Raw genomic sequence first — 20,587 nt, 5'->3', positions numbered from 1 at the left:
TCAGCGCAGGTCGTCTACCATCGCGGCGAGCGTATCCAATACGGCGCTCGCCAATGCCTTGGAGCGCAGCCCTGACCAGCCCGTGCGCGGGTCGGGGGCATCGTCGTGGTCCTTGAACGGCATCTCCAGGGTCAGTGACAAGCAGTCGTGCGCCATCCCCACGGCGTTGCATGCCAACGTCGTGTTGGCCTTACCTGGCGCGTCACGGGTGTACCCATGGGTGGTCTGGAAGTCTGCCGTCAGGCTCATCAGCGTGTTGCGGAAGGTTTCTTCCAGGTGGGCGAGGCGGGCTGTGTAACCTGGGTTGCCCTCGCAGGCGGCAGTGAATACATGGGGGATTTCTTCATCCCCGTGCACGTCGATGAAGGCGTCCACGCCATATTGTTTCATCTGCGCCTGGGCGAAGAACACCTCCGGAGTGAGCTCGACATTGGCGTCCTGCCAGGCGCGGTTAAGGTCCTTGCCGGCGTAATTGGTGCGTAGATGGCCCAGGAAGGCACCGTCAGGGTTCATGTTAGGAATCAGGTACAGATCAGCGCGGCTCAGCAGTTGCTGGACAGTGGCGTCGCCAGCCTGCAAACGGTCGATCAGCCCCTCCATGAACCACTCGGCCATGTGCTCACCGGGATGTTGCTGGGCGATGAACCATACCTTGCGCTTGCCCGCTGCACCGTCGCCTGCGCGCAGCAGCGGGATGTCGCGACCCTGGATGCTGCGGCCGCTGGCCAGCAATGTGATGCCGGGGAGGGCGAGCGCACGTTCGATCAGTTGATTGTGGCGTGCACGCGGGTAGGGCTCGAAGTAGGCGAACCAGATCTGCGGTTGCTGCGCCGTGATCTCGAAGCCCAGGGCGGTACCATCGAATTGGCTGGGCACCCGAAACCAGGCCTGCTGGTCGTAAGAGGCCACGGCGTTGTAGCCAGTCCAAGCATTCTTGTAGGACGAGCCAGCAGCGTTGTCGAGGCTGAACCGGTGTTTCTGCCCAGGCGTCAGGCCGCTGACGCGAAAGTGAAACCACTGGTAGTGACCACTGTGGGTGTCCGGCCGGATGGCGAGGCGGACCTGGGCAGGATTGCTGGCGTCGATGACTTCGATGTTGCCAGAATCGAAGTCGCAATCGATATGCAGCGGTGACAGCGTCACGGTCATGGGCGGGCTCCTCGGCGATGTTGTTGTGCAGCTACTGTACACCGCTTCCAGGCCTCAAAGCGCCCCTGTGCGCCTGGCCGTGGTTCAGAGCCCCAACTGGCTGAGGCCCGGATGATCATCAGGGCGTCGGCCGAGCGGCCAATGGAACTTGCGCTCGCTTTCTGCGATTGGGTGCTCGTTGATGCTCGCGTGCCGAGAGTGCATCAGCCCGTCCGGGGCGAACTCCCAGTTCTCGTTACCATACGCCCGGTGCCATTGGCCGCTGTCATCGCGGTACTCGTAGGCATAGCGCACGGCGATACGGTTTTCGGTAAAGGCCCAAAGCTCCTTGATCAGCCGATAATCGAGCTCGCGGTTCCATTTGCGGGTCAGAAAAGCCTCAACCTCGGCGCGCCCGCGGGGAAACTCGGCGCGATTGCGCCATACGGTATCGGGGGTATAGGCCAGCGACACCTTGGCAGCATCGCGACTGTTCCAGCCGTCTTCGGCCAGACGGACTTTCTCAATGGCGCTGTCGTGGGTGAAAGGTGGCAGGGGTGGACGGGACATTGCTCGACTCCTCGGCATGAATGTGTCCGAAAAGCGTAGCGTGCCTGGGGCTAAGCGAGAATCATCACCGGGCAGACTTCACAATTGCGTCGGCGACAACAATGTCGATGTGTGCGGAGTATCGGTGTGGTCGAGTGTGGGGGCTGCCCGTCACGACCGTGGCAGGTGCACGGCCGTGACGAACAATGGGCTCAGCGCCGGCGGAACAAAGGCAGCGGCTGGTCCGTGGCACCCTGGTAGGTGACCGAGAAGTCCTTCAAGCCCTGCAGGGCGTCTTCGGGGTCCTTGTCGGCGCGGATGGCGAATGCATCGAAACCGCAACGGGCCATGAAGAACAGCTGGTCGCGCAGCACATCGCCGATGGCGCGCAACTCACCCTTGTAACCGTAGCGGTCGCGCAGCAGGCGCGCATTGGAATAGCTGCGCCCGTCCGTGAAGGCAGGGAAATTCAGGGCGATGACCTGGAAGTGCTGGACGTCCTCGCCAATCTCCTCAGCCTCCTGATCGCTGTCCAGCCAGATGCCCAGGCCACCGTCGCGGGCTTTCAGGGCATGGGCATGGTCGCGCCACATCTGCAAGGGCACGATGTAGTCGTCGCAGTTGGTCAGTTCGTCGAACGAAGTTTCCTTAGGCAGCAGGTGCCAGGTTTCGTCGACGATCTGGTTGTGCTTAATGATTCGCTGCATACACGCGTTCCTTGAAGGGGTCGATGCCGATGCGTTGGTACGTGTCGATGAAACGCTCTTCTTCGGTGCGTTGTTCGACGTAGACGGCGATCAGCTTCTCGATCACATCGGCCATGTCGTCCTGGGCGAACGAGGGGCCCAGGATCTTGCCAAGGCTGGCGTCGCGCGCGGCGTTGCCGCCCAGCGATACCTGGTAGAACTCTTCGCCCTTCTTGTCCACGCCCAGGATGCCGATATGACCGACGTGGTGGTGCCCGCACGCGTTCATGCAACCGGAGATGTTCAGGTCGATCTCGCCGATGTCGAACAGGTAGTCCAGGTCGTCGAAACGACGCTGGATGGATTCGGCGATGGGGATCGACTTGGCGTTGGCCAGGGAGCAGTAGTCACCGCCTGGGCAGCAGATGATATCGGTCAGCAGGCCAATGTTCGGGGTGGCGAATCCGCTCTCGCGCAGCTCCAGCCACAGGGCATGCAGCTGGCGTTGCTCGACGTCGGCCAGGATGATGTTCTGCTCGTGCGAGGTGCGCAGGAAGCCGAAGCTGTAACGTTCTGCCAGGTCGGCTACGGCGTCGAGCTGCTTGTCGGTGAGGTCACCTGGGGCAACGCCGGTGGGTTTGAGCGACAGGGTCACGGCCACGTAACCAGGGCGTTTATGGGCGCGGGTGTTGCGTGAGCGCCAGCGCGCGAACCCTGGATGTTCGCTGTCCAGGGCGCTGAAGTCGACATCGTCCAGCGCCAGGTACTGCGGGTCGACGAAGTGACGCGACACGCGCTGCACTTCCGCCTCGGTCAGCGTGCTGCTGCCGCCACGCAGGTGGACCATTTCGGCCTCGACCTTTTCGGCGAAGACTTCAGGTGTCAGGGCCTTGACCAGGATCTTGATCCGCGCCTTGTACTTGTTGTCCCGGCGGCCGTAGCGGTTGTAGACGCGCAGGATAGCGTCCAGGTAGCTGATCAGGTCCTGCCAGGGCAGGAACTCATTGATGAACGAACCGACCACTGGTGTGCGGCCCAATCCGCCCCCAACCAGGACGCGGAAGCCCAGCTCGCCAGCGTCATTGCGCACCGGCTCAAGGCCAATGTCGTGCACTTCGATGGCCGCGCGGTCCTGTTTCGAACCGTTGATGGCGATCTTGAACTTGCGCGGCAGGAAGGCGAATTCAGGGTGGAACGTGGTCCACTGACGGACGATCTCGCACCAGGGGCGCGGGTCGATGACTTCATCGGCAGCCACACCGGCGAACTGATCGGTGGTGGTGTTGCGCAGGCAGTTGCCGCTGGTCTGGATGGCGTGCATCTGCACGGTCGCCAATTCGGCCAGGATGTCGGGGATATCTTCCAGGGCCGGCCAGTTGAACTGCACGTTCTGGCGGGTGGAAATGTGCGCGTAGCCCTTGTCGTAATCGCGGGCGATCTTGGCCAGGGTACGCACCTGCCGGGCATTGAGTTGGCCATAAGGAACGGCGACACGCAGCATCGGCGCGAATCGTTGAATGTATAGGCCGTTCTGCAGGCGCAGCGGGCGGAATTCTTCCTCGCTCAGCTCACCGGCCAGGTAGCGGCGGGTCTGATCACGGAACTGCTTGACGCGGTCCTCGATGATCCGCTGATCGTATTCGTCATATACGTACATAAAAGTCCTGTCTCAGGCATGCAGCTATTCGCGCGCACGGCCGCGCACTCCGGTTCGGAGCCGGGGCACCATAGCAGGTTGTATTTATGCGCAAAAGTGATGTTTTTGCATATGAAAAGAACCAAACGGACTATGTGAGACTGACTGCCATTTATGCGCCAGTTCTGACCCGAGGGGTATAATCCTGGGTTTGCTTCAGAGACGTCAGCCTATGCTCAAGGCCCTGTACCGCTGCCTTTGCCTGTGCTTCGCCCTGCCATTGAGCGCAGGTGCGCAGCCGGTGTCAGTGGTTTTCCTCAACCCGGGCTCGCCAGACGAAACATTCTGGACCAGCTACAGCCGGTTCATGCAATCCGCCGCTGACGAACTGGGCATGGACTTGCGTGTGGAGTATGGCGAGCGCCGGACCGATCTTGCCCTGAGCCAGGCCCGGGCGGCCCTCGATGGGCCCAGGCGACCAGATTACCTGGTACTGGTAAATGAGCAGTACATCGCCCCCGAGATCATGCGCCTGTCGCAAGGGGCGGGGGTCAAGCTGTTGCTGGTCAATAACGGCTTGACGCCTAGCCAGGCGCGGGCTGTCAGCGCTCGGCCTGACAAATTCGCGCAGCCGTTGGGTTCTTTGACCACCAATGATGAACAAGCCGGTTTCCAGATGTTGCGTGAAATGATCGCGCAATTGCCTGCCACCAGTGGCCCAGTGGATTTGGTCGCGTTCTCAGGCGTGAAGACTACGCCTGCCTCGCAGCGCCGGGAAGAAGGCATGCGCCGCGCCTTGGCCGACTTCCCCCAGGTGCGCTTGCGGCAGGTGGTGTACGGCGGGTGGAGCCGGCAGCGCGCCTACGAGCAGGCGCGATTTCTGCTCGAACGCTACCCACAGACACGGCTTGTATGGTCGGCCAACGACGAGATGGCTTTTGGGGCCATGCGGGCATTCGAGGAGGCGGGGCTCAAGCCAGGCAAGGATGTGATGTTCAGTGCGGTGAACAGCTCGGGGGAGGCGTTGCGTGCGCGTCTGGATGGGCGCTTGAGTGTTCTGATGGGCGGGCATTTCAGCCTTGGGGGCTGGGCCATGGTCATGCTGTATGACGATGCCCACGGCCTGCCGTTTGGGCGCGACGGCCTGCGCAATTACAGCCTGCCTGTGCTGCAGAGCATCGACCAGGCCAAGGCCGGGCAATGGCTCAAACGACTGGAGCTGGCCGACCACGGCGTGGACTTCAAGGCTTACAGCGCGATAGGGCGCACGGCTGGCTATCAGTACCCGTTCCTGACGTCACCGGTCGAATACTGAAAAACCCTGCTTGAGCAAAGGTCTTTGCTGGTCTTAACTGCCGATTGTGCGGTGCATTCCCATAATCACTACAAGAGGCAATGCCATGACCAACCCAACGAAGTTGCGCAAGCCCAGCCATGGCGTCGATACCTGGGCAATCCTGTGCCTGGTCGCGCTTGTCGTCATCACGGCAGTGTATTGGGGGACTCACCCCTAATCCTGCTCACTGATCACATGGCGCATCAACACTGACGCGCCTTGTTTCCAGCGGGGCCCCACGGGAACAACTGGATTCGGGTGTGCCTTAGCTGTCATACCCGAGGTTGGGCGCCAGCCAGCGCTCGCTGACACTCACGGGTTGACCTTTGCGGGTGCTGTAGCGCTCGATCTGGTCCTTGTCCACCTTGCCCACCGCAAAGTACTGCGCCTGCGGGTGGGCGAAATACCAGCCGCTGACAGCCGCGGCCGGGAACATGGCGTAATGCTCGGTCAGGAAGACGCCGCTTGGGCCGGTTTCGCCGATGGCGCTGCCGTCGAGCAGGCGGAACAGGGTTTCTTTCTCGGTGTGGTCGGGGCATGCCGGGTAGCCCGGCGCCGGACGGATGCCACGGTACTGCTCCTTGATCAGCGCTTCGTTGTCCAGCTGCTCCTCACGGGCATACCCCCAGTAATCCTTGCGCACCTGCTCATGCAACCATTCTGCGCAGGCCTCGGCCAGGCGATCGGCCAGGGCCTTGACCATGATCGAGCTGTAGTCGTCGCCCTTGTCCTGGTACGCCTTGGCGACTTCTTCTGCACCGATACCAGCAGTGGTGATGAACCCGCCCACGTAGTCGGTCACACCGCTGGCCTTGGGGGCCACGAAGTCGGCCAGCGACCAGTTGGGCTTGCCGTCGGGTTTGATGGTCTGCTGGCGCAGGTGGTGCAAGGTCGCCAGCGCAGCGCCGTCTTCGCCGTACACCTCGATGTCGTCATCGGCCACCTGGTTGGCGGGCCAGAAGCCAAACACTGCGCGAGCACTGATGAGTTTTTCGTCGATCAGTTTGTCGAGCATCTCGCGGGCGTCCGCATACAGGGCAGTCGCCGCCTCGCCAACGACTTCGTCCGTGAGAATTCGCGGGAACTTGCCCGCCAGGTCCCAGGAAATGAAGAACGGCGTCCAGTCGATGTATTGGGCCAGGGTGCGCAGGTCGATGTCATGCAGGACCTTGGTACCAGTGAAGGAGGGTACGGCTGGCTGGTAGCCGGCCCAGTCGTACTGGGGTTTGGCCGCCACTGCCTGGGCGTAGGTGAGGCGCTCGGTCCGGGCGCTGCGGTTGGCCGTGCGCGCGCGTACCTCTTCGTAGTCCTGGCGTGTGCGTTCGACAAAACCCGCCTTGAGCTCCTTGGACAGCAATTGCGTCGCCACGCCGACGGCGCGGGACGCATCGGTCACGTAGATCACGGCGTCATTGCTGTACTTGGGCTCGATCTTCACGGCCGTGTGGGCCTTGGATGTGGTGGCGCCGCCAATCATCAACGGCAGCTCGAAGCCCTGGCGCTGCATCTCGCGCGCCACATGCACCATCTCGTCCAGCGACGGTGTGATCAGGCCCGACAGGCCAATGATGTCGCATTTCTCGTCCCGTGCCGTCTGCAGGATCTTCTCGGCGGGCACCATCACCCCCAGGTCGACGATGTCGTAGCCGTTGCAGCCGAGCACCACGCCGACAATGTTCTTGCCGATGTCGTGCACATCGCCCTTGACCGTCGCCATCAGGATCTTGCCCTTGGCCTCGGGCTTGTCGCCTTTTTCGGCTTCGATGAACGGAATCAAGTGCGCAACGGCTTGCTTCATCACCCGAGCCGACTTGACCACTTGGGGCAGGAACATCTTGCCGGCGCCGAACAGGTCGCCGACGACGTTCATGCCGCTCATCAAGGGGCCTTCGATGACCTCGATCGGCCGTGCACATTGCTGGCGGCACGCCTCGGTGTCCTCGACGATGAACGCCGTGATGCCCTTGACCAGCGCATGCTCCAGGCGCTTTTCCACCGGCAGCGAGCGCCACTGCTCGTTCTCGACTTCCCGCGTGGCACCGCCGCCCTTGTAGTCGTCGGCAATGGCCAGCAGCGCATCAGTGCCCTGTGGCGTGCGGTTGAGCACCACATCCTCGACCTTTTCCCGCAACGGCGCTGGGATCTGGTCGTAGATTTCCAACTGACCGGCATTGACGATGCCCATGGTCAGGCCGTTGACGATGGCGTGGTAGAGGAACACCGAGTGAATCGCCTCGCGCACCGGGTTATTGCCCCGGAACGAGAACGACACGTTGGACACCCCACCCGAGGTCAAGGCGTGCGGCAGGTGGTCGCGGATATAGGCGCAGGCCTCGATGAAATCCACGGCATAGTTGTTGTGTTCCTCGATGCCGGTGGCGACAGCGAAGATGTTCGGGTCGAAGATGATGTCTTCTGCGGGGAAGCCCACCTCGTTGACCAGAATGTCGTAGCTGCGCTTGCAGATTTCCTGCTTGCGCGCGGCAGTGTCGGCCTGGCCAACCTCGTCGAAGGCCATGACCACCACGGCTGCGCCATAACGCTTGCACAAGCGGGCATGGTGCTTGAACTGCTCAACGCCTTCTTTCATGGAAATGGAGTTGACGATGCCTTTGCCCTGGATGCACTTGAGTCCAGCCTCGATCACCTCCCACTTCGAAGAGTCGATCATGATCGGCACGCGCGAGATGTCCGGCTCGCCGGCGATCAGGTTGAGGAAACGGACCATGGCCGCCTGGGAGTCGAGCATCCCTTCGTCCATGTTGATGTCGATGACCTGGGCGCCGGCCTCTACCTGCTGCAGCGCCACTTCCAGGGCCTCGGTGTAGTTTTCCTCGCGAATCAGCCGCGCGAACTTGGCCGAGCCGGTGATGTTGGTGCGCTCACCGACGTTGACGAACAACGACTGGCGATCGATGGTAAAGGGCTCCAGGCCCGAGAGGCGGCATGCCTTGGCTATCTCCGGAAGTGGCCGTGGCGGGTACTTGGCCACGGCCTGGGCGATTGCCTGGATATGCCCAGGGGTGGTGCCACAGCAACCACCAATGATGTTCAAGAAGCCACTGGCGGCGAACTCCTCGACCACGGCCGCCATTTCCGCTGGGGTTTCGTCGTACTCACCGAAGGCATTGGGCAAGCCCGCATTGGGGTGCGCCGAAACGTGAGTGTCAGCCTTGCCCGACAACTCTTCCAGGTAAGGGCGCAAGTCCTTGGCGCCCAATGCGCAGTTCAGGCCGACGGATATAGGCTTGGCGTGCCGCACCGAGTTCCAGAAGGCTTCGGTGGTCTGCCCGGACAATGTGCGGCCGGAGGCATCGGTGATGGTGCCGGAAATCATGATCGGCAGCTCGATGCCGTCGTCCTCGAACACCTGCTGCACGGCGAAGATCGCCGCCTTGGCATTGAGGGTGTCGAAGATGGTTTCGATCAGGATCAGGTCGGCACCGCCCTCGATCAGCCCGCGGGTGGCCTCGATGTAGTTTTCCACCAGCGCGTCGAACGTGACGTTGCGGTAGCCCGGGTCGTTCACATCGGGGGAGATCGAGCAGGTGCGGCTGGTCGGGCCGAGTACACCCGCCACGAAGCGCGGCTTGTCGGGTGTTTCCAGCGTCTTGGCATCGGCCACCTGGCGGGCGATGCGCGCGCCTTGCACGTTCAACTCATACACCAGCGTTTCCATGCCATAGTCGGCCTGGGAGATCTGGGTGGCATTGAAGGTGTTGGTCTCGAGGATATCGGCGCCCGCGTCCAGGTAGGCCATCTCGATGGCCGCGATGATATCTGGACGGCTGAGCAGCAGCAGGTCATTGTTGCCTTTGACGTCGCTTGGCCAATCGGCAAAGCGCGTGCCACGATAGTCGGCTTCCTCCAACCGGTAGCTCTGGATCATGGTGCCCATGCCGCCATCGAGAATGAGGATGCGCTCTTTAAGTGCTTGTTGAAGTGCGTGAAGACGAGCGCTACGGTCGGACATATGAACTACCTGGTCGGGCGGAAATCAGAAAGTGTTGAATCATAACAAAGCTGCACGGTTTTTAGGGGTGCGGCCTGTTTTCATGAAATATGCTCATGTTGCCTGATTCCGTACTGTCTATTAATACAAACACTGCCAATTTTCCATTGCCTTGGCTGCACTTAATCAGGACATCCCGCACATGGTGCATCGTATGCTTGCCGGCCTTGCCGCCCTTTTTCTCAGTGGCGCAGTGCTCGGGCAAGGCCTCCAACCCGCTCCCACCATTTCCTATACCCGTGATGTCCAGCCGATCTTCACCGAGAAATGCGTTGCCTGCCACGCCTGCAACGACGCCGCCTGCCAGCTCAAGCTCGAGGCAGCCGAAGGTGCCGTGCGCGGCGCCAGCAAGGTTCCCGTGTATCAGGGCGAGCGTAGCAAGGCCGTAGCGCCCACCCGGTTGTTCTACGACGCCCATAGCGAGGCCGAGTGGCGCAAGAAGGGCTTCTATTCGGTGCTCGACAACCAGGGCAGCCAAGCCGCGCTGATGGCGCGCATGCTCGAACTGGGGCACAAGACGCCGCTCACGCCAAATGCCAAGGTGCCGGATGAGATTGCACTAGGCCTGAACCGCAACAATATGTGCCCGTTGCCCCATGAGTTCGACGCCTACGCCGGTGCGCATCCCAAGGAAGGCATGCCGCTGGCCGTTACAGGCCTGACCGACCAGGAATACGCGACACTGCGTGGCTGGTTGGCGGCGGGTGCGCCAGTCGAGTACCAGGCGATCAAGCCCAGTGCCAGCGAAGCCCGTCAGATCGCCGAATGGGAAGCGCTGCTTAATCGTCCTGGGGCTTCAGAAGCCCTGGTGGGGCGTTGGCTGTACGAGCATCTGTTCCTCGCCCACATCCACTTTACCGGGGGTGAGCAGGGGCACTTTTTCCAATGGGTGCGCTCGCGCACGCCCAGCGGGCAGCCTGCCGATATCATTGCCACGCGCAGGCCCAATGATCCGCCCGGAACTGAGTTCTTCTATCGCCTGATTCCCGTCCAGGGCGTGATCGTGCACAAGACACACATCACATACCCCCTGGGTCCGCAAAAACTCAAGCGGGTCAAGCAGCTCTTCTACGCCGGCGATTGGCAGGTGACCACGCTGCCAGGCTATGGCCCTCGCCACCGCGCCAACCCTTTCGAAACCTTCGAGGCGATCCCGGCGGTGGCCCGCTACCAGTTCATGCTCGACAACGCCGAGTACTTCGTACGCACCTTCATACGCGGGCCGGTGTGCCGTGGGCAGATCGCCACGGACGTGATCCGTGACAACTTCTGGGCGCTGTTCCAGGAGCCTGCCTTCGACCGCTACGTTACCGATGCCCGTTACCGTGGCAAGGCCACGCCCTTACTCGCCATGCCGGGTCAGAACGACGATGTGGGCAGTGTGCTCGCGCTGTGGCGCGCCTATCGCGACAAGCGCAACGAGTACGAGAAACTGCGCCGTGAGGCCTATGCCGACATGCCGGCCCCGGGCTGGTCGACCTTGTGGACAGGCAACGACAACGCGTTGCTGAGCATCTTCCGTCACTTCGACAGCGCTACAGTCACCAAGGGCCTGGTGGGGGATGTGCCCCTGACGATGTGGTTGTTCGACTACCCCTTGCTCGAGCGCACCTACTACCAGCTGGCGGTCAACTTCGACGTCTTCGGCAACCTGTCGCACCAGCTGCAGACGCGCCTGTACTTCGACCTGATCCGCAACGGCGCCGAGGTCAACTTCCTGCGCCTGATGCCGGCCGAGTCGCGCCAGGACATCCTGAGCGACTGGTATCAAGACAGCGGCAAGATAAAGATGTGGCTCGACTACGAAAACATCGACGCCGATACCCCGAGCGGCCTTGCCCTGAGTCCACACGATCCCAAACGCGATTTCGGGTTGCAGCTGATCGCGCGGACCACCAGCATCAATGCTTCACCCGACCCGATCAACCGCTGCCAGGGGGCGTACTGTTCGCGGCCGCAGATGACTGAAGAGTTCCGCAATGCAGAGCAGTCCCTCAGCCGGCTGGTCTCGCGTCCCGCCGCAGGGTTGAAAGTGATCAATCAATTGCCCGAGGCGACGCTGCTTCGCATCGAAGGGCAGGGTGGGCAGCGGCAGGTCTATACCTTGATGCGCAACCGGGCGCACAGCAACGTGGCATTCCTGTTGGGCGAGGCTTATCGTTACCAGCCAGGCCTCGATACCCTGACCTTGCAGCCCGGGGTCATGACCAGCTACCCAAACTTCATGTTCAACGTGCCAGCGGCCGAAGTGCCGGTGTTCGTCGACCTGATGAGTCAGGCCAAGGATGATACCGCTCGCTTCGAGCGCATCGTCGAGCGGTGGGGTATACGTCGAACCCACCCGCAATTCTGGCGTTATTTCCATGACCTGAGTGCGTTCATTCTGGAAACCGACCCGGTGGAGGCCGGCGTGCTGGACATGAACCGCTACGAAAACCTCTGATCGGGGCGCGCTGACCTTTCGCGCCCTCCTGCGGTCCCAAGCCATGAGTGGCACCGGCAGCTGCGCTGCAGCCGGTGCCTGAATGCACCGGCAAACGCAGGGTACTTCATGCTGTATTCGCTTCAGGCACTTCGTGCTTTCGCCGCCTGGGTGGTCGTCTGCCACCACTTCATGCAGGTTTTTTTCGACTTTCACGCGTCCGGGCCCGTCGGCCAATTGTTCACTGATCGGGGTGCGGTCGGCGTGGATATCTTCTTCGTCATCAGCGGGTTGGTCATCTACCTTTCAACCTGCGACAAGCAGGTTGTCCCGCATCAGTTTCTGCTAAACCGAGTGCTGCGTATCGTGCCGGCCTACTGGTTCTACTCGGCCTTGATGGCCTTGATGTTGCTGGCCTTCAGTCAATGGATGCCGCATCAAATGTTCACCTGGCAGCACCTATTGCGTTCACTCTTTTTCATACCGGCAGAGAACCCAGGTGGCTACGGTATGTACCCCACCCTGAACGTCGGCTGGACCCTGAACTTCGAGATGATGTTCTACCTGCTGTTCGGGATGGCGTTTCTCGTTGGCCGGCGCCTGCACTTGCTGGTGGTGGCCGGGCTGTTGGTAGTGGTGAGCGAGGTCCTGGGGCGCCTGGGCGTGGTCAGTCATTTCTACAACAATGACATCGTCTATGAATTCCTGCTCGGCATCGGTATCGGTGTGCTGCATCGCCGTGGCCTGATCCGTCAGGGCGTCTGGGTCCCGCTGGGGCTTCTGGCAGTGGCCGCGCTGGCCATTTATCAGCTAGACGCCTCTCAACGGCTGCTGCATTGGGGCCTGCCCAGCGCAATGGTCGTCCTGGCCTTCATCGCCATGGAGCCGCTGTTCACTGGCAATCGCGTACTCAAGGCGCTGGGCGACTGCTCGTATTCGGTGTACCTGATCCATGTGCTGGTCCTGCACCTGGGCTGGTTTGCCAGCCAGCAACTGGGGCTGGACCCGTACCTGACATTCGCCGTCTGCGTGCCTTGCATCGCACTGCTGTCGTGGCTCAGTTACCAGTGGATCGAGCGCGGCCTGTACCGTCACATGCAGGCCTGGACGCAAGCACCGAGCGTGCGGGCGCAGCCGTATGTGCTTTCCCGAGTCAAATACTAGGACTTTGTTAGAGGGCTGCGTTGGCGTACACTGGCGCACAAGTCTGTGAGGAACCTACATGAGCGCTATAACCATTACCGACGCCGCCCATGACTACCTGGCTGATCTGCTGTCCAAGCAGAACACGCCGGGTATCGGCATTCGTATCTTCATCACCCAGCCGGGTACCCAGTACGCCGAGACGTGCATCGCCTATTGCAAGCCGGGTGAAGAGAAGCCTGATGACACTGCTGTGGGCCTCAAAAGCTTCACTGCCTACCTCGACGCTGTCAGCGTGCCGTTCCTGGAAGATGCGCTGGTGGACTATGCCACCGACCGCATGGGTGGCCAGTTGACCATCAAGGCGCCTAACGCCAAGGTGCCGATGGTCAATGAAGACAGCCCGATCAACGAACGCATCAACTACTATCTGCAGACCGAAATCAACCCCGGCCTGGCCAGCCATGGCGGTCAGGTGAGCCTGGTGGATGTCGTCGACGAGGGCATCGCAGTCCTGCAATTTGGCGGCGGCTGCCAAGGTTGCGGTCAGGCGGACGTCACCCTCAAGGAAGGCATCGAGCGCACGCTCCTAGAGCGCATCCCTGAGCTCAAGGGTGTGCGTGATGTGACGGACCATAGCCAGAAAGAAAACGCCTACTACTAGGGCATCAGGGGTTGCGCCGAGCTGGAATCTGGCTTGGCGCTGGCCCTGTAAGGCAACCTACCGCACTGCACTAGCAACAAACTGTTACGTTTGCAAGCCCTGCGACAATCGGCCGCTGCCCGTAATCAGCGGCCTGCAGGGGTTAATCGCCGCCAGTGGGTAGAAGGTACTTGGGGGGCATGCCAGAATGCGCCGGTTTTCTGCCCGGCCCGCCCCGAGGGTCGGCACCTTCCCTGTAAAGGATGGTTTCATGAATGATCTTCTGACCCGGCGTGCCGTCGTCGCCGGCATGGGCGTTCTTGGGCTTGGCCTGCTGGCAGGTTGCAGTCCGGCGCGTGGGCTCGAGTTCAAGTACGGCAAGAACATGAGCAACGAAATCCTTGGGCGCAAGTTCTCGCTGCGCGATCCCAAAGGCAACGTCCGTACCCTGTCAAGCTTCTACGGAAGCATGCCGATGGTCTTCTTCGGCTTCACCCAGTGCCCGGCCATCTGCCCGACCACCCTGGCACGAGCTGCTCAGATCCGCAAACTGCTGCGCGGTCGAGACCGTGATCTGTTCCAGGTGGTATTCATTACCCTCGATCCAGAACGCGATACGCCGCAAGTGCTCGATGCCTACGTCAAGGCGTTCGACCCGACCTTCGTCGCGCTCACCGGTACGCCTGAAGAAATCGACGCCGTGGCCAGGGAGTTCAAGGTGTTCTACGAAAAGGTCCCGGCCGGTGACACCTATACCATTTCACATTCGTCCACCAGCTACGTTTACGACACCCGTGGCACCCTGCGGCTGAGCCTCGGGCATTCCCTCACAGCCAAGGAATGTGCCGAAGACCTGGTTACCCTGATGGAGATCTGCTGAATGTCATTGCAATCCGTTAAGCGCGGCCTGGCTGCGTTGATCCTGCTGGGCGTCACTGGGCCGGTACTGGCCCAGACCACCGTCAGCGAGGCGTGGGTGCGCGCCAGCGTGCCTCACCAGCAGTCGACCGGTGCCTTCATGACCATTACCGCCAGTAGCGATAGCAAGCTGGTCAGTGTCGCCTCGCCTGTGGCCAAGACTGTACAAGTGCATGAAATGACCATGAACGGGGACGTCATGGGCATGCGTGAGGTCAAGGCTGTCGCGCTGCCGGCCGGTAAGCCTGTCACCCTGGACCCCAATGGCCTGCACGTGATGCTGATGGGCTTGAACGATCAGGTGAAGGAAGGCCAGCAGGTTCCGCTGACGCTGACGGTAGAAACCGCCGATGGCACCACCGAGACAGTGGCCGTGCAAGCCCAGGTACGCGCGCTCACTGCCCAGGCGCAAGGTGAGCATGAACATATGCACATGAGCCACCCGTAACACCTGGAGGGGCTGCCTTGCGGCCCCAGCTGGGTCAACTGCGAAACTTCGGCAGTGGCCTGTCCAGCGTCAATGACGTCAGCGCACGCCGCACACGTGCTTCGTCAGCTTCCAAGGCCCTCAGGCTTGCTCGTATCTTGCCGGCCGCCGGCAGGTCGCCCTGACGGTCGATCCAGTCGGCAATCTCCTTGCAAGCAGTGCTAAGGCACGCTTGCCGCTGGTTCATCAGTGACAGAAGGGTGGTGATCTCTCTTTCGGACATGACGGCTCCTCCTTTCAGCCTTTTGAGTGTAGCAGCGCCATGGCCAAACGCCTGCGCCGCATTGACGCGCTCACGCGGCGAAGCAGGCCAGCCGGTAGGCCCCCGGGGTGATGCCATAGGCTTGCTTGAACTGTCTGTTCAGATGGCTCTGGTCGGCAAATCCCAGGCTGAACGCCACTGTCGCAGGCGGCTGCCCCTCCTTGAGCAGCTCCCTGGCCCTTACAAGGCGTCGCTGCTTGAGCCAGGCGTGAGGGGGCATGCCCGTTGCCTGGCGAAACACCCGTGCGAAGTGAAACGGCGACAGGTTGACGGCAGCCGCCAGTAACTCCAGCGACGGCGGGTCAGCCAAGTGGGTTTCGAGCAACTCTCGTGCCCGTGCAACAGCGCGAGGCTCATGACCAGGGGCAGACAGATCGGCCAGGCGTCCGTGGCGTTGAACCAGCGCCAACACCGCCTGGCGCCATACGGTTTGCTGTTGCAGTGCGCTGGCGCTGCTTTCGGACAGCTGATGCAGTTGGCTGAAGGCGCTGGCAAGGCCAGCATCATGGATCACGCTATCGCGAAAGCGCGGCATCCCCCCATGGCCCAGTTCCAATTCATCCAGCACACCGGTAACGCGCTCATGTTCAGGGTAGAACCCGCGATAACGCCACCCGGCCTCGTGGGCCTTGGCTCCGGTATGCAGTTCGTCCGGATTGATCAGGACCATGCTGCCAACCGGCGCAAGATGCTCACTGCCCCGGTGCCAGAAACGCTGGGCACCGGATTCGATCACGGTGAACACATAGCCTTCATGCACGTGTGGTGCAAACCGTTGTTGCACATACCGGGCGTGCAGCATTTCCACATCGCCCAGCGCCGGTGCCTGCCATAGATGCGTTTGCTCACGGGTAGTGGTGTTCATTAAAGGACACTTCGCAGGACGAAGAAAATCAACATGCTCAACAGCATGCTCAGCATCACGCTACGGGTCAACCAAACCAGTGCGGCAGCCACCACCGCCCCCAGCACGTACGGGTTGAGCGGTTGCAGGTTAAGCGTATGCCCTGGCAAGAAGATGATAGGGCCGCAGATGGCCGTGAGCATACCTGGCACCGCAAAGCCCAGGAATTGACGCGCATGGGCGCTCAGGCGCAACGGTAGGCGCGGTTCGAGAAAAGCATAGCGATTGAGGAACACCACTATGCCCATGCCGATGATGAGCAGCCAGGTCATCAAACGGTCCTCCGAAGTTTCTGGCATGCGAAGCCGGTGCTCATCCCAAGCAGGCCGGCGCTGACCAAGGCCGTTTCCCAGTGCCAATGGCTGAACAGTACTGAAGCGGCCAGTGAAACGGCGACACACGCGAGCGTAGGCAGATTACGTACCAGGGGCGTGATCAGGGCGACGAAAGTGGCGACGATGGAGAAGTCCAGGCCTAGCTGATCAAGGTGTGGAATGCTTTGCCCGAGCACGATTCCGGCCCACGTGAACAGGTTCCATGCAACGTAGAATGTGAAGCCCAGACCTAAGGCATACCAGCGATTGAAATGCTGGTGGTCGTGCCGACTGGTCAGGGCAAAGAACTCGTCGGTCAGCAGAAATCCAAGCCCCAGGCGCCAGTGCAGCGGCAAAGGGGAGAGCGCTGGGCGCATCGACAGCCCGTAAAGCAGGTGCTGTGAGGTGAGTAGCAAGGTTGTCAGCAGGATGGAGGCCAGGCTGGCACCGCTTTTGAGCATGCCGATGGCCACCAGCTGCGCAGCGCCGGCAAAGACGATCGCCGAGAGCCCTTGGCTTTCCCAGGCGCTGAGGTTGGCTTCGATGGCCATGGAGCCGGCCAGCAGCCCCCAGGGCGCGACGGCAAGCGACAACGGCATGATGGCGATGGCGCCCTGCAGAAAGGCGTGTCGTGCGATGGACGGCATAGTAAATGGGCATGTGGACAAGGCAGGCCAGCATGCCAAGCCACCACAGGCGATGGCTTGAACGTTCTTGCTCTGTTGTCACCCATTTGGTACGGCGCGCTGAACCCCCGGCGGCATGGGGTCAAGGCCGGCTGGTCAAGTGCTGCTGCGCCGTTACACAGCCATTGGTCTCTACCGCTTTTTGCAGCAGTGTGTGGCGGTGTTGCGGGTCCAGATCACTCAGCAGGCGGTAGACCTCGGCCTGATAATCGCGCTGCCGCCCCCATAGCATCTCAAGGCCCTGGGGCTGGCTGCGGCTGCAGGCCATGCGGGTGGCAGGCTGGGGATAGTAGGGCGCATAGAGGGTTGCCATGCTCGGTACGGCCTCCAGTGCGGCGCGGTACTGGGCGCTGGCGTTGTAAGGTGGACACCAGGTGGCAATGGCCGGTGCCGAGGGCGCAAACCCTTGGTCGAGGCTTGCCTGGAGCAGAGGGCAGGCGGCGTCGGGTATCTGCGCGGCGGGCAAGTAAGTCATGTAGTAAAGCGCCAGACGGTACTGCGCGACTGGGTGGCCGAGGGCGACCGATTTCTTGAGCAGCGCCACCGCAGTCGGCAACGTGTGGGCCATGGCCTGCCCCTGGCGCCGCAGCTCTGGGTCGCTACCCAGGGCTGTGCGCAAGACGCTTTCGTCCTCTTGGGTATCGGCCTGTTCCAGAAGGGGCAGTGCCTGGCGGTAGAGCAGATCGGCATGGGGGTCGATGGACACTTCCAGTGCGTACCCCGCCGCAGGCAGCAGGGCGGCCAGCATTAGCGCCATCTGCGGCAAGCGACTCACAGGCTCGCCTCGCCAGTTGCCAGGCAAGGATGGACGGCTTCTCTATTCATGACAGTCAAGCGTACGCCTCAGGCAATCGGAACGACGGGCTATTCTAGCCATGCAACAGGGCCGTCCGAAAGACCACCCGACGATTGTCAATCAGTTGAGTACTACGGAGTGCTTGCGGGCAGTGGTTTTTCCCGGGCAAGGCCGAGCTTGGCCGTGATCACGTTGGCCAGCGCGGTCTGCCCCATGTCGTTGAGGTGCAAACGATCGATGAACAGGTCCGAACCGAAGGCTGGCGAGCTGTCGAGCATGCAGTTCATGTCGAAGCAGGGCACCGGTGCGGCTTGTTCGCGAATGCGGCGAAAGAATGCCGCATGCACCTTGCGATCGAAAACGCCTTCGAGCAAGCGGTCGATGTGCCCTGGCGTTTGCTGAAGGGCGCTGAGCATGACCTGCTCACCCGCTGGCAGGCTCTCGCGACACCAGTGCACCAAGGGTTGAAGGATGAAGGTGAGGGTAGTGTGAGCGCTGCCTAGCAGTCGATCCCATTGCTGCACTGACCGAGCAATATGGTCGGCTGCCTGGGTCGTGCGTTTTTCAGCCGGGGAAAGTGCATCGAAGGGCCGACGAGGCCGAGGCGCGGCGGTCGGAGGTGCCAGCACCTGGCTCAGCCGCTGCCAGAGGGTCAGGCCAGGCTGTGGTGCTGCCTGGGCTTGCTCTGAGCCGCCCAGCGACGTTTGCCGGGCATTGATCTGCTGAGGTTCATGTGAGCAGGCGCTGATGTCCCAGAGCGCTTCGTGTGCCAGGCTGTTGAGTCCGCTGAGTATGACCACATGTCCCAGCGGTGCCAGGCGGTGCTCATGAGTGAGGAACATCAAAAGTTCCTGGCTCGCATCCAGCCCGCAGCCGGCCAGGCTCAGCCAGAGTTCTCCGGTCAGCGCCGACAGCTGCGAGGCCACGGTGTATTCATCGGAACTGGCGCCGATGCCCATCGCCACCGAGCCCCCGACCAGCAGATTGACCCGCGCGGTGCTGTCGCGTTCAGCCAGCGAAAACCGCCGGCCGTTGAAATGGCTGTAGCGAAAGCCCAAGGCGTCGGTATTGACGACGGCCGAGCTAAACCCGGTTTCGTGCACCCGGACGCGTTGGGTGGCGCACTGGGTGGCCTGGGCAAGCAGCTGTTGGTACTCAAGCTGCAAAGGCGCAAGCCCTTGGCGACTGGGATTGGACATCGGGTCTCCTGGCAAGACAGCGCGTCAGGCAAGGGGCTAGGCGGTTAGCTCCTTGAGGTTGTACAAAAGCCCGCCGATGGCGATCAACAGCAATGCCACGCCAGACGCAAGGCTGATGAATCGTTGGCTGCGCGCTGACGCGATCTTGCCGATGGCAAAGATGTAAAGACTCAGCACGGCGAAGTCGATCACGATCCATAGCAGTGAAAGCACGACCATGCTTTTGCCGAACGACTCGGTGATCTGGATGAACTGCGGGAAGAAGGCGATGAAGAAAATGATGTCCTTGGGGTTGGAGATCCCCACCATGAAGCCTTGCCACAGCCCCCCGCGGCTCGCGGGCTTGGCGCTTTCGGGCCATTGGTCTGGCTGCGGGCTTGCGAGCGCCTCCCTGAGCGTGCCGACGGCGATATAGCCGATGAACAGGCAACCCAACAGGCTCATGGCACTAAGCCACGCCCTGTCGATGGCCGCGCTGGTGAGGATGATCCACGCCGCTGCGCCGATCAGTACCAGCGAGGCCCAGTTGGTGCCCAAGGCCGTGAAAATGGCCTTGCGTGAGCCAGAAGCGGCTGCGGTATTGACGATCAATGCCACGACCGGACCTGGAGTGGCGATCAGCAGCAGGACGGTAAGGGCGTAGGTGGCAGTCAGGGCGGTATTCACGTCAGTTCTCGATCATGTTGTCGGGGGTGGCAGGCACTGCGGTCCGGGCATGGAAAGGGCAGCGTGCCGGGTTCAACGAACCGGTTTCCTGTAATTGATATTGCGTCCACTCAAAGTTATCCGCTTCACCGAAGAAGCCGAGGCTGTCAGGTATCACCCCGTCGTTGTAGTGGCCGACCCGCTGGCGAATGCGCTCGCGGATGCGCTGGCCGCTCGTGGTGGCGACATTGGCCACTTCGTCGAAGTTCTCGCGCGGGTTGATGACGAATGTGATGTGTTTGCCCAGGTTGCGGCTTTTCATCTGCTGGTGGCCCGGGAAGTTCATGTTGATGAACAGCGCCATGCCGGCAAAGCAGAACGACCAGCCGCTGTGTGCGGGGTCGGCCGGCACTGTCTGGGGCCAGGGATTCGGATCCCGTGCGTGAACGCCTTGCAGCACCTTCCAGGCAAGTGCCTGCTGTTGCGCGAGCGGCATGTCGGTCACTGTTTCTAGAAACACCACCAACGGGTGGCCGATACGAAGCTTGGGCGCAATCGGATCCATCAACCCGACATAGCTGGCCAGCCCTTGAGCGATGTCATCAGCCAGTTGTTCAGCGCTGGCGAAAAGAACGTAGCAAGTTTGCGCATTGACCGCCTTGCGCCCGAACAGGCAGGGGAAATCCGGATTGGCAAGGGTATGGCGAAAGTGTTGCAGGGCAGCGGTGGTCCAATGTGGTTCAATGCACTCATGTTCGAGGGCCTGCTCAAACGCATCCAGGCGATAGCATTGTCCATATCCCGTAAACATGGTTTCCCCA

At 61.5% G+C, this 20,587-nt stretch carries 19 protein-coding genes; 6 read left to right on the top strand and 13 right to left on the bottom strand.

The genetic code is table 11. The features are described from left to right. The 4 genes from FS767_RS03745 to FS767_RS03730 form a co-directional block, all read right to left on the bottom strand. Complete coding sequence (locus FS767_RS03745; protein ID WP_144964239.1) at nt 1–1,149, bottom strand: carboxypeptidase family protein; 1,149 nt, start codon at nt 1,147–1,149, stop codon at nt 1–3. Nucleotides 1,150–1,233: 84 nt separating this feature from the next. After that, on the bottom strand, nt 1,234–1,698 hold the full coding sequence (locus FS767_RS03740) for a nuclear transport factor 2 family protein (protein ID WP_144964238.1): 465 nt from the start codon (nt 1,696–1,698) through the stop codon (nt 1,234–1,236). 191 nt (nt 1,699–1,889) lie between these two features. Further along, entirely contained in the window at nt 1,890–2,384 is a 495-nt protein-coding gene (locus tag FS767_RS03735; RefSeq protein WP_027914639.1) for a DUF934 domain-containing protein, read from the bottom strand. After that, nucleotides 2,368–4,020 (bottom strand): nitrite/sulfite reductase, encoded by a 1,653-nt coding sequence (locus tag FS767_RS03730; protein WP_144964237.1) that lies wholly within the window; start codon nt 4,018–4,020, stop codon nt 2,368–2,370. The genes FS767_RS03735 and FS767_RS03730 overlap by 17 nt, the downstream gene beginning before the upstream one ends. Before the next feature lie 211 nt (nt 4,021–4,231). On the opposite strand from FS767_RS03730, the gene FS767_RS03725 reads away from it, so the two are divergent. Further along, nucleotides 4,232–5,314 carry an ABC transporter substrate-binding protein gene (locus FS767_RS03725; protein ID WP_144964236.1) on the top strand — a complete coding sequence of 361 codons (1,083 nt, stop codon included), beginning with the start codon at nt 4,232–4,234 and terminating at the stop codon, nt 5,312–5,314. 286 nt (nt 5,315–5,600) lie between these two features. Here the strand turns inward: FS767_RS03725 and metH are convergent, their stop codons facing one another. After that, nucleotides 5,601–9,308, bottom strand: coding sequence for a methionine synthase (metH, locus tag FS767_RS03720; RefSeq protein ID WP_144964235.1), 3,708 nt, complete (start codon nt 9,306–9,308; stop codon nt 5,601–5,603). 181 nt (nt 9,309–9,489) lie between these two features. On the opposite strand from metH, the gene FS767_RS03715 reads away from it, so the two are divergent. From FS767_RS03715 to FS767_RS03695, 5 genes are all read left to right on the top strand, one after another. Continuing rightward, entirely contained in the window at nt 9,490–11,790 is a 2,301-nt protein-coding gene (locus tag FS767_RS03715) for a fatty acid cis/trans isomerase (RefSeq protein ID WP_144964234.1), read from the top strand. 108 nt (nt 11,791–11,898) lie between these two features. Further along, the gene (locus FS767_RS03710; protein WP_144964233.1) at nt 11,899–12,933 is read left to right on the top strand and encodes an acyltransferase; all 1,035 of its coding nucleotides are present in this window, start codon (nt 11,899–11,901) and stop codon (nt 12,931–12,933) included. 58 nt (nt 12,934–12,991) lie between these two features. Then, the gene (gene nfuA, locus FS767_RS03705; protein WP_023536208.1) at nt 12,992–13,576 is read left to right on the top strand and encodes a Fe-S biogenesis protein NfuA; all 585 of its coding nucleotides are present in this window, start codon (nt 12,992–12,994) and stop codon (nt 13,574–13,576) included. 250 nt (nt 13,577–13,826) lie between these two features. Then, the gene (locus FS767_RS03700; RefSeq protein ID WP_144964232.1) at nt 13,827–14,435 is read left to right on the top strand and encodes an SCO family protein; all 609 of its coding nucleotides are present in this window, start codon (nt 13,827–13,829) and stop codon (nt 14,433–14,435) included. Beyond that, complete coding sequence (locus FS767_RS03695; RefSeq protein ID WP_144964231.1) at nt 14,436–14,921, top strand: copper chaperone PCu(A)C; 486 nt, start codon at nt 14,436–14,438, stop codon at nt 14,919–14,921. 34 nt (nt 14,922–14,955) lie between these two features. Here the strand turns inward: FS767_RS03695 and FS767_RS03690 are convergent, their stop codons facing one another. The 8 genes from FS767_RS03690 to FS767_RS03655 form a co-directional block, all read right to left on the bottom strand. Continuing rightward, on the bottom strand, nt 14,956–15,183 hold the full coding sequence (locus tag FS767_RS03690) for a hypothetical protein (RefSeq protein WP_023536222.1): 228 nt from the start codon (nt 15,181–15,183) through the stop codon (nt 14,956–14,958). A gap of 70 nt (nt 15,184–15,253) precedes the next feature. Then, a complete protein-coding gene (locus tag FS767_RS03685) occupies nt 15,254–16,087 on the bottom strand; it encodes an AraC family transcriptional regulator (protein ID WP_144964230.1) in 834 nt (277 codons plus the stop codon). After that, a complete protein-coding gene (locus tag FS767_RS03680) occupies nt 16,087–16,398 on the bottom strand; it encodes an AzlD domain-containing protein (protein ID WP_144964229.1) in 312 nt (103 codons plus the stop codon). Before FS767_RS03680 ends, FS767_RS03685 begins: the two co-directional genes overlap by 1 nt. After that, entirely contained in the window at nt 16,398–17,087 is a 690-nt protein-coding gene (locus FS767_RS03675; protein WP_144964228.1) for an AzlC family ABC transporter permease, read from the bottom strand. The genes FS767_RS03680 and FS767_RS03675 overlap by 1 nt, the downstream gene beginning before the upstream one ends. Nucleotides 17,088–17,208: 121 nt before the next feature. Then, nucleotides 17,209–17,883 carry a sel1 repeat family protein gene (locus FS767_RS03670; RefSeq protein WP_205885337.1) on the bottom strand — a complete coding sequence of 225 codons (675 nt, stop codon included), beginning with the start codon at nt 17,881–17,883 and terminating at the stop codon, nt 17,209–17,211. Nucleotides 17,884–18,053: 170 nt separating this feature from the next. Beyond that, the gene (locus FS767_RS03665) at nt 18,054–19,121 is read right to left on the bottom strand and encodes a hypothetical protein (RefSeq protein WP_144964226.1); all 1,068 of its coding nucleotides are present in this window, start codon (nt 19,119–19,121) and stop codon (nt 18,054–18,056) included. Nucleotides 19,122–19,157: 36 nt separating this feature from the next. Continuing rightward, on the bottom strand, nt 19,158–19,787 hold the full coding sequence (locus FS767_RS03660) for a LysE family translocator (RefSeq protein WP_144964225.1): 630 nt from the start codon (nt 19,785–19,787) through the stop codon (nt 19,158–19,160). Nucleotide 19,788: 1 nt separating this feature from the next. Next, a complete protein-coding gene (locus FS767_RS03655; protein WP_144964224.1) occupies nt 19,789–20,577 on the bottom strand; it encodes a YqcI/YcgG family protein in 789 nt (262 codons plus the stop codon). Nucleotides 20,578–20,587 lie beyond the last annotated feature (10 nt).

It is taken from the genome of Pseudomonas sp. DE0010 (assembly GCF_007680745.1).
In the GTDB taxonomy this organism is placed as follows: domain Bacteria; phylum Pseudomonadota; class Gammaproteobacteria; order Pseudomonadales; family Pseudomonadaceae; genus Aquipseudomonas; species Aquipseudomonas parafulva_B.
This window is presented reverse-complemented; position numbering and strand designations above follow the sequence as displayed.

Excerpts from the sequence above, each read along its gene's own strand:
- metH (WP_144964235.1), bottom strand. The coding sequence starts at position 9,308 with ATGTCCGACCGTAGCGCTCGTCTTCACGCACTTCAACAAGCACTTAAA.
- FS767_RS03730 (WP_144964237.1), bottom strand. The coding sequence starts at position 4,020 with ATGTACGTATATGACGAATACGATCAGCGGATCATCGAGGACCGCGTC.
- FS767_RS03690 (WP_023536222.1), bottom strand. The coding sequence starts at position 15,183 with ATGTCCGAAAGAGAGATCACCACCCTTCTGTCACTGATGAACCAGCGG.
- FS767_RS03655 (WP_144964224.1), bottom strand. The coding sequence starts at position 20,577 with ATGTTTACGGGATATGGACAATGCTATCGCCTGGATGCGTTTGAGCAG.
- FS767_RS03680 (WP_144964229.1), bottom strand. The coding sequence starts at position 16,398 with ATGACCTGGCTGCTCATCATCGGCATGGGCATAGTGGTGTTCCTCAAT.
- FS767_RS03745 (WP_144964239.1), bottom strand. The coding sequence starts at position 1,149 with ATGACCGTGACGCTGTCACCGCTGCATATCGATTGCGACTTCGATTCT.
- FS767_RS03700 (WP_144964232.1), top strand. The coding sequence starts at position 13,827 with ATGAATGATCTTCTGACCCGGCGTGCCGTCGTCGCCGGCATGGGCGTT.
- FS767_RS03735 (WP_027914639.1), bottom strand. The coding sequence starts at position 2,384 with ATGCAGCGAATCATTAAGCACAACCAGATCGTCGACGAAACCTGGCAC.
- FS767_RS03740 (WP_144964238.1), bottom strand. The coding sequence starts at position 1,698 with ATGTCCCGTCCACCCCTGCCACCTTTCACCCACGACAGCGCCATTGAG.
- FS767_RS03665 (WP_144964226.1), bottom strand. The coding sequence starts at position 19,121 with ATGTCCAATCCCAGTCGCCAAGGGCTTGCGCCTTTGCAGCTTGAGTAC.
- nfuA (WP_023536208.1), top strand. The coding sequence starts at position 12,992 with ATGAGCGCTATAACCATTACCGACGCCGCCCATGACTACCTGGCTGAT.
- FS767_RS03715 (WP_144964234.1), top strand. The coding sequence starts at position 9,490 with ATGGTGCATCGTATGCTTGCCGGCCTTGCCGCCCTTTTTCTCAGTGGC.
- FS767_RS03685 (WP_144964230.1), bottom strand. The coding sequence starts at position 16,087 with ATGAACACCACTACCCGTGAGCAAACGCATCTATGGCAGGCACCGGCG.
- FS767_RS03670 (WP_205885337.1), bottom strand. The coding sequence starts at position 17,883 with ATGGCGCTAATGCTGGCCGCCCTGCTGCCTGCGGCGGGGTACGCACTG.
- FS767_RS03695 (WP_144964231.1), top strand. The coding sequence starts at position 14,436 with ATGTCATTGCAATCCGTTAAGCGCGGCCTGGCTGCGTTGATCCTGCTG.
- FS767_RS03675 (WP_144964228.1), bottom strand. The coding sequence starts at position 17,087 with ATGCCGTCCATCGCACGACACGCCTTTCTGCAGGGCGCCATCGCCATC.
- FS767_RS03710 (WP_144964233.1), top strand. The coding sequence starts at position 11,899 with ATGCTGTATTCGCTTCAGGCACTTCGTGCTTTCGCCGCCTGGGTGGTC.
- FS767_RS03725 (WP_144964236.1), top strand. The coding sequence starts at position 4,232 with ATGCTCAAGGCCCTGTACCGCTGCCTTTGCCTGTGCTTCGCCCTGCCA.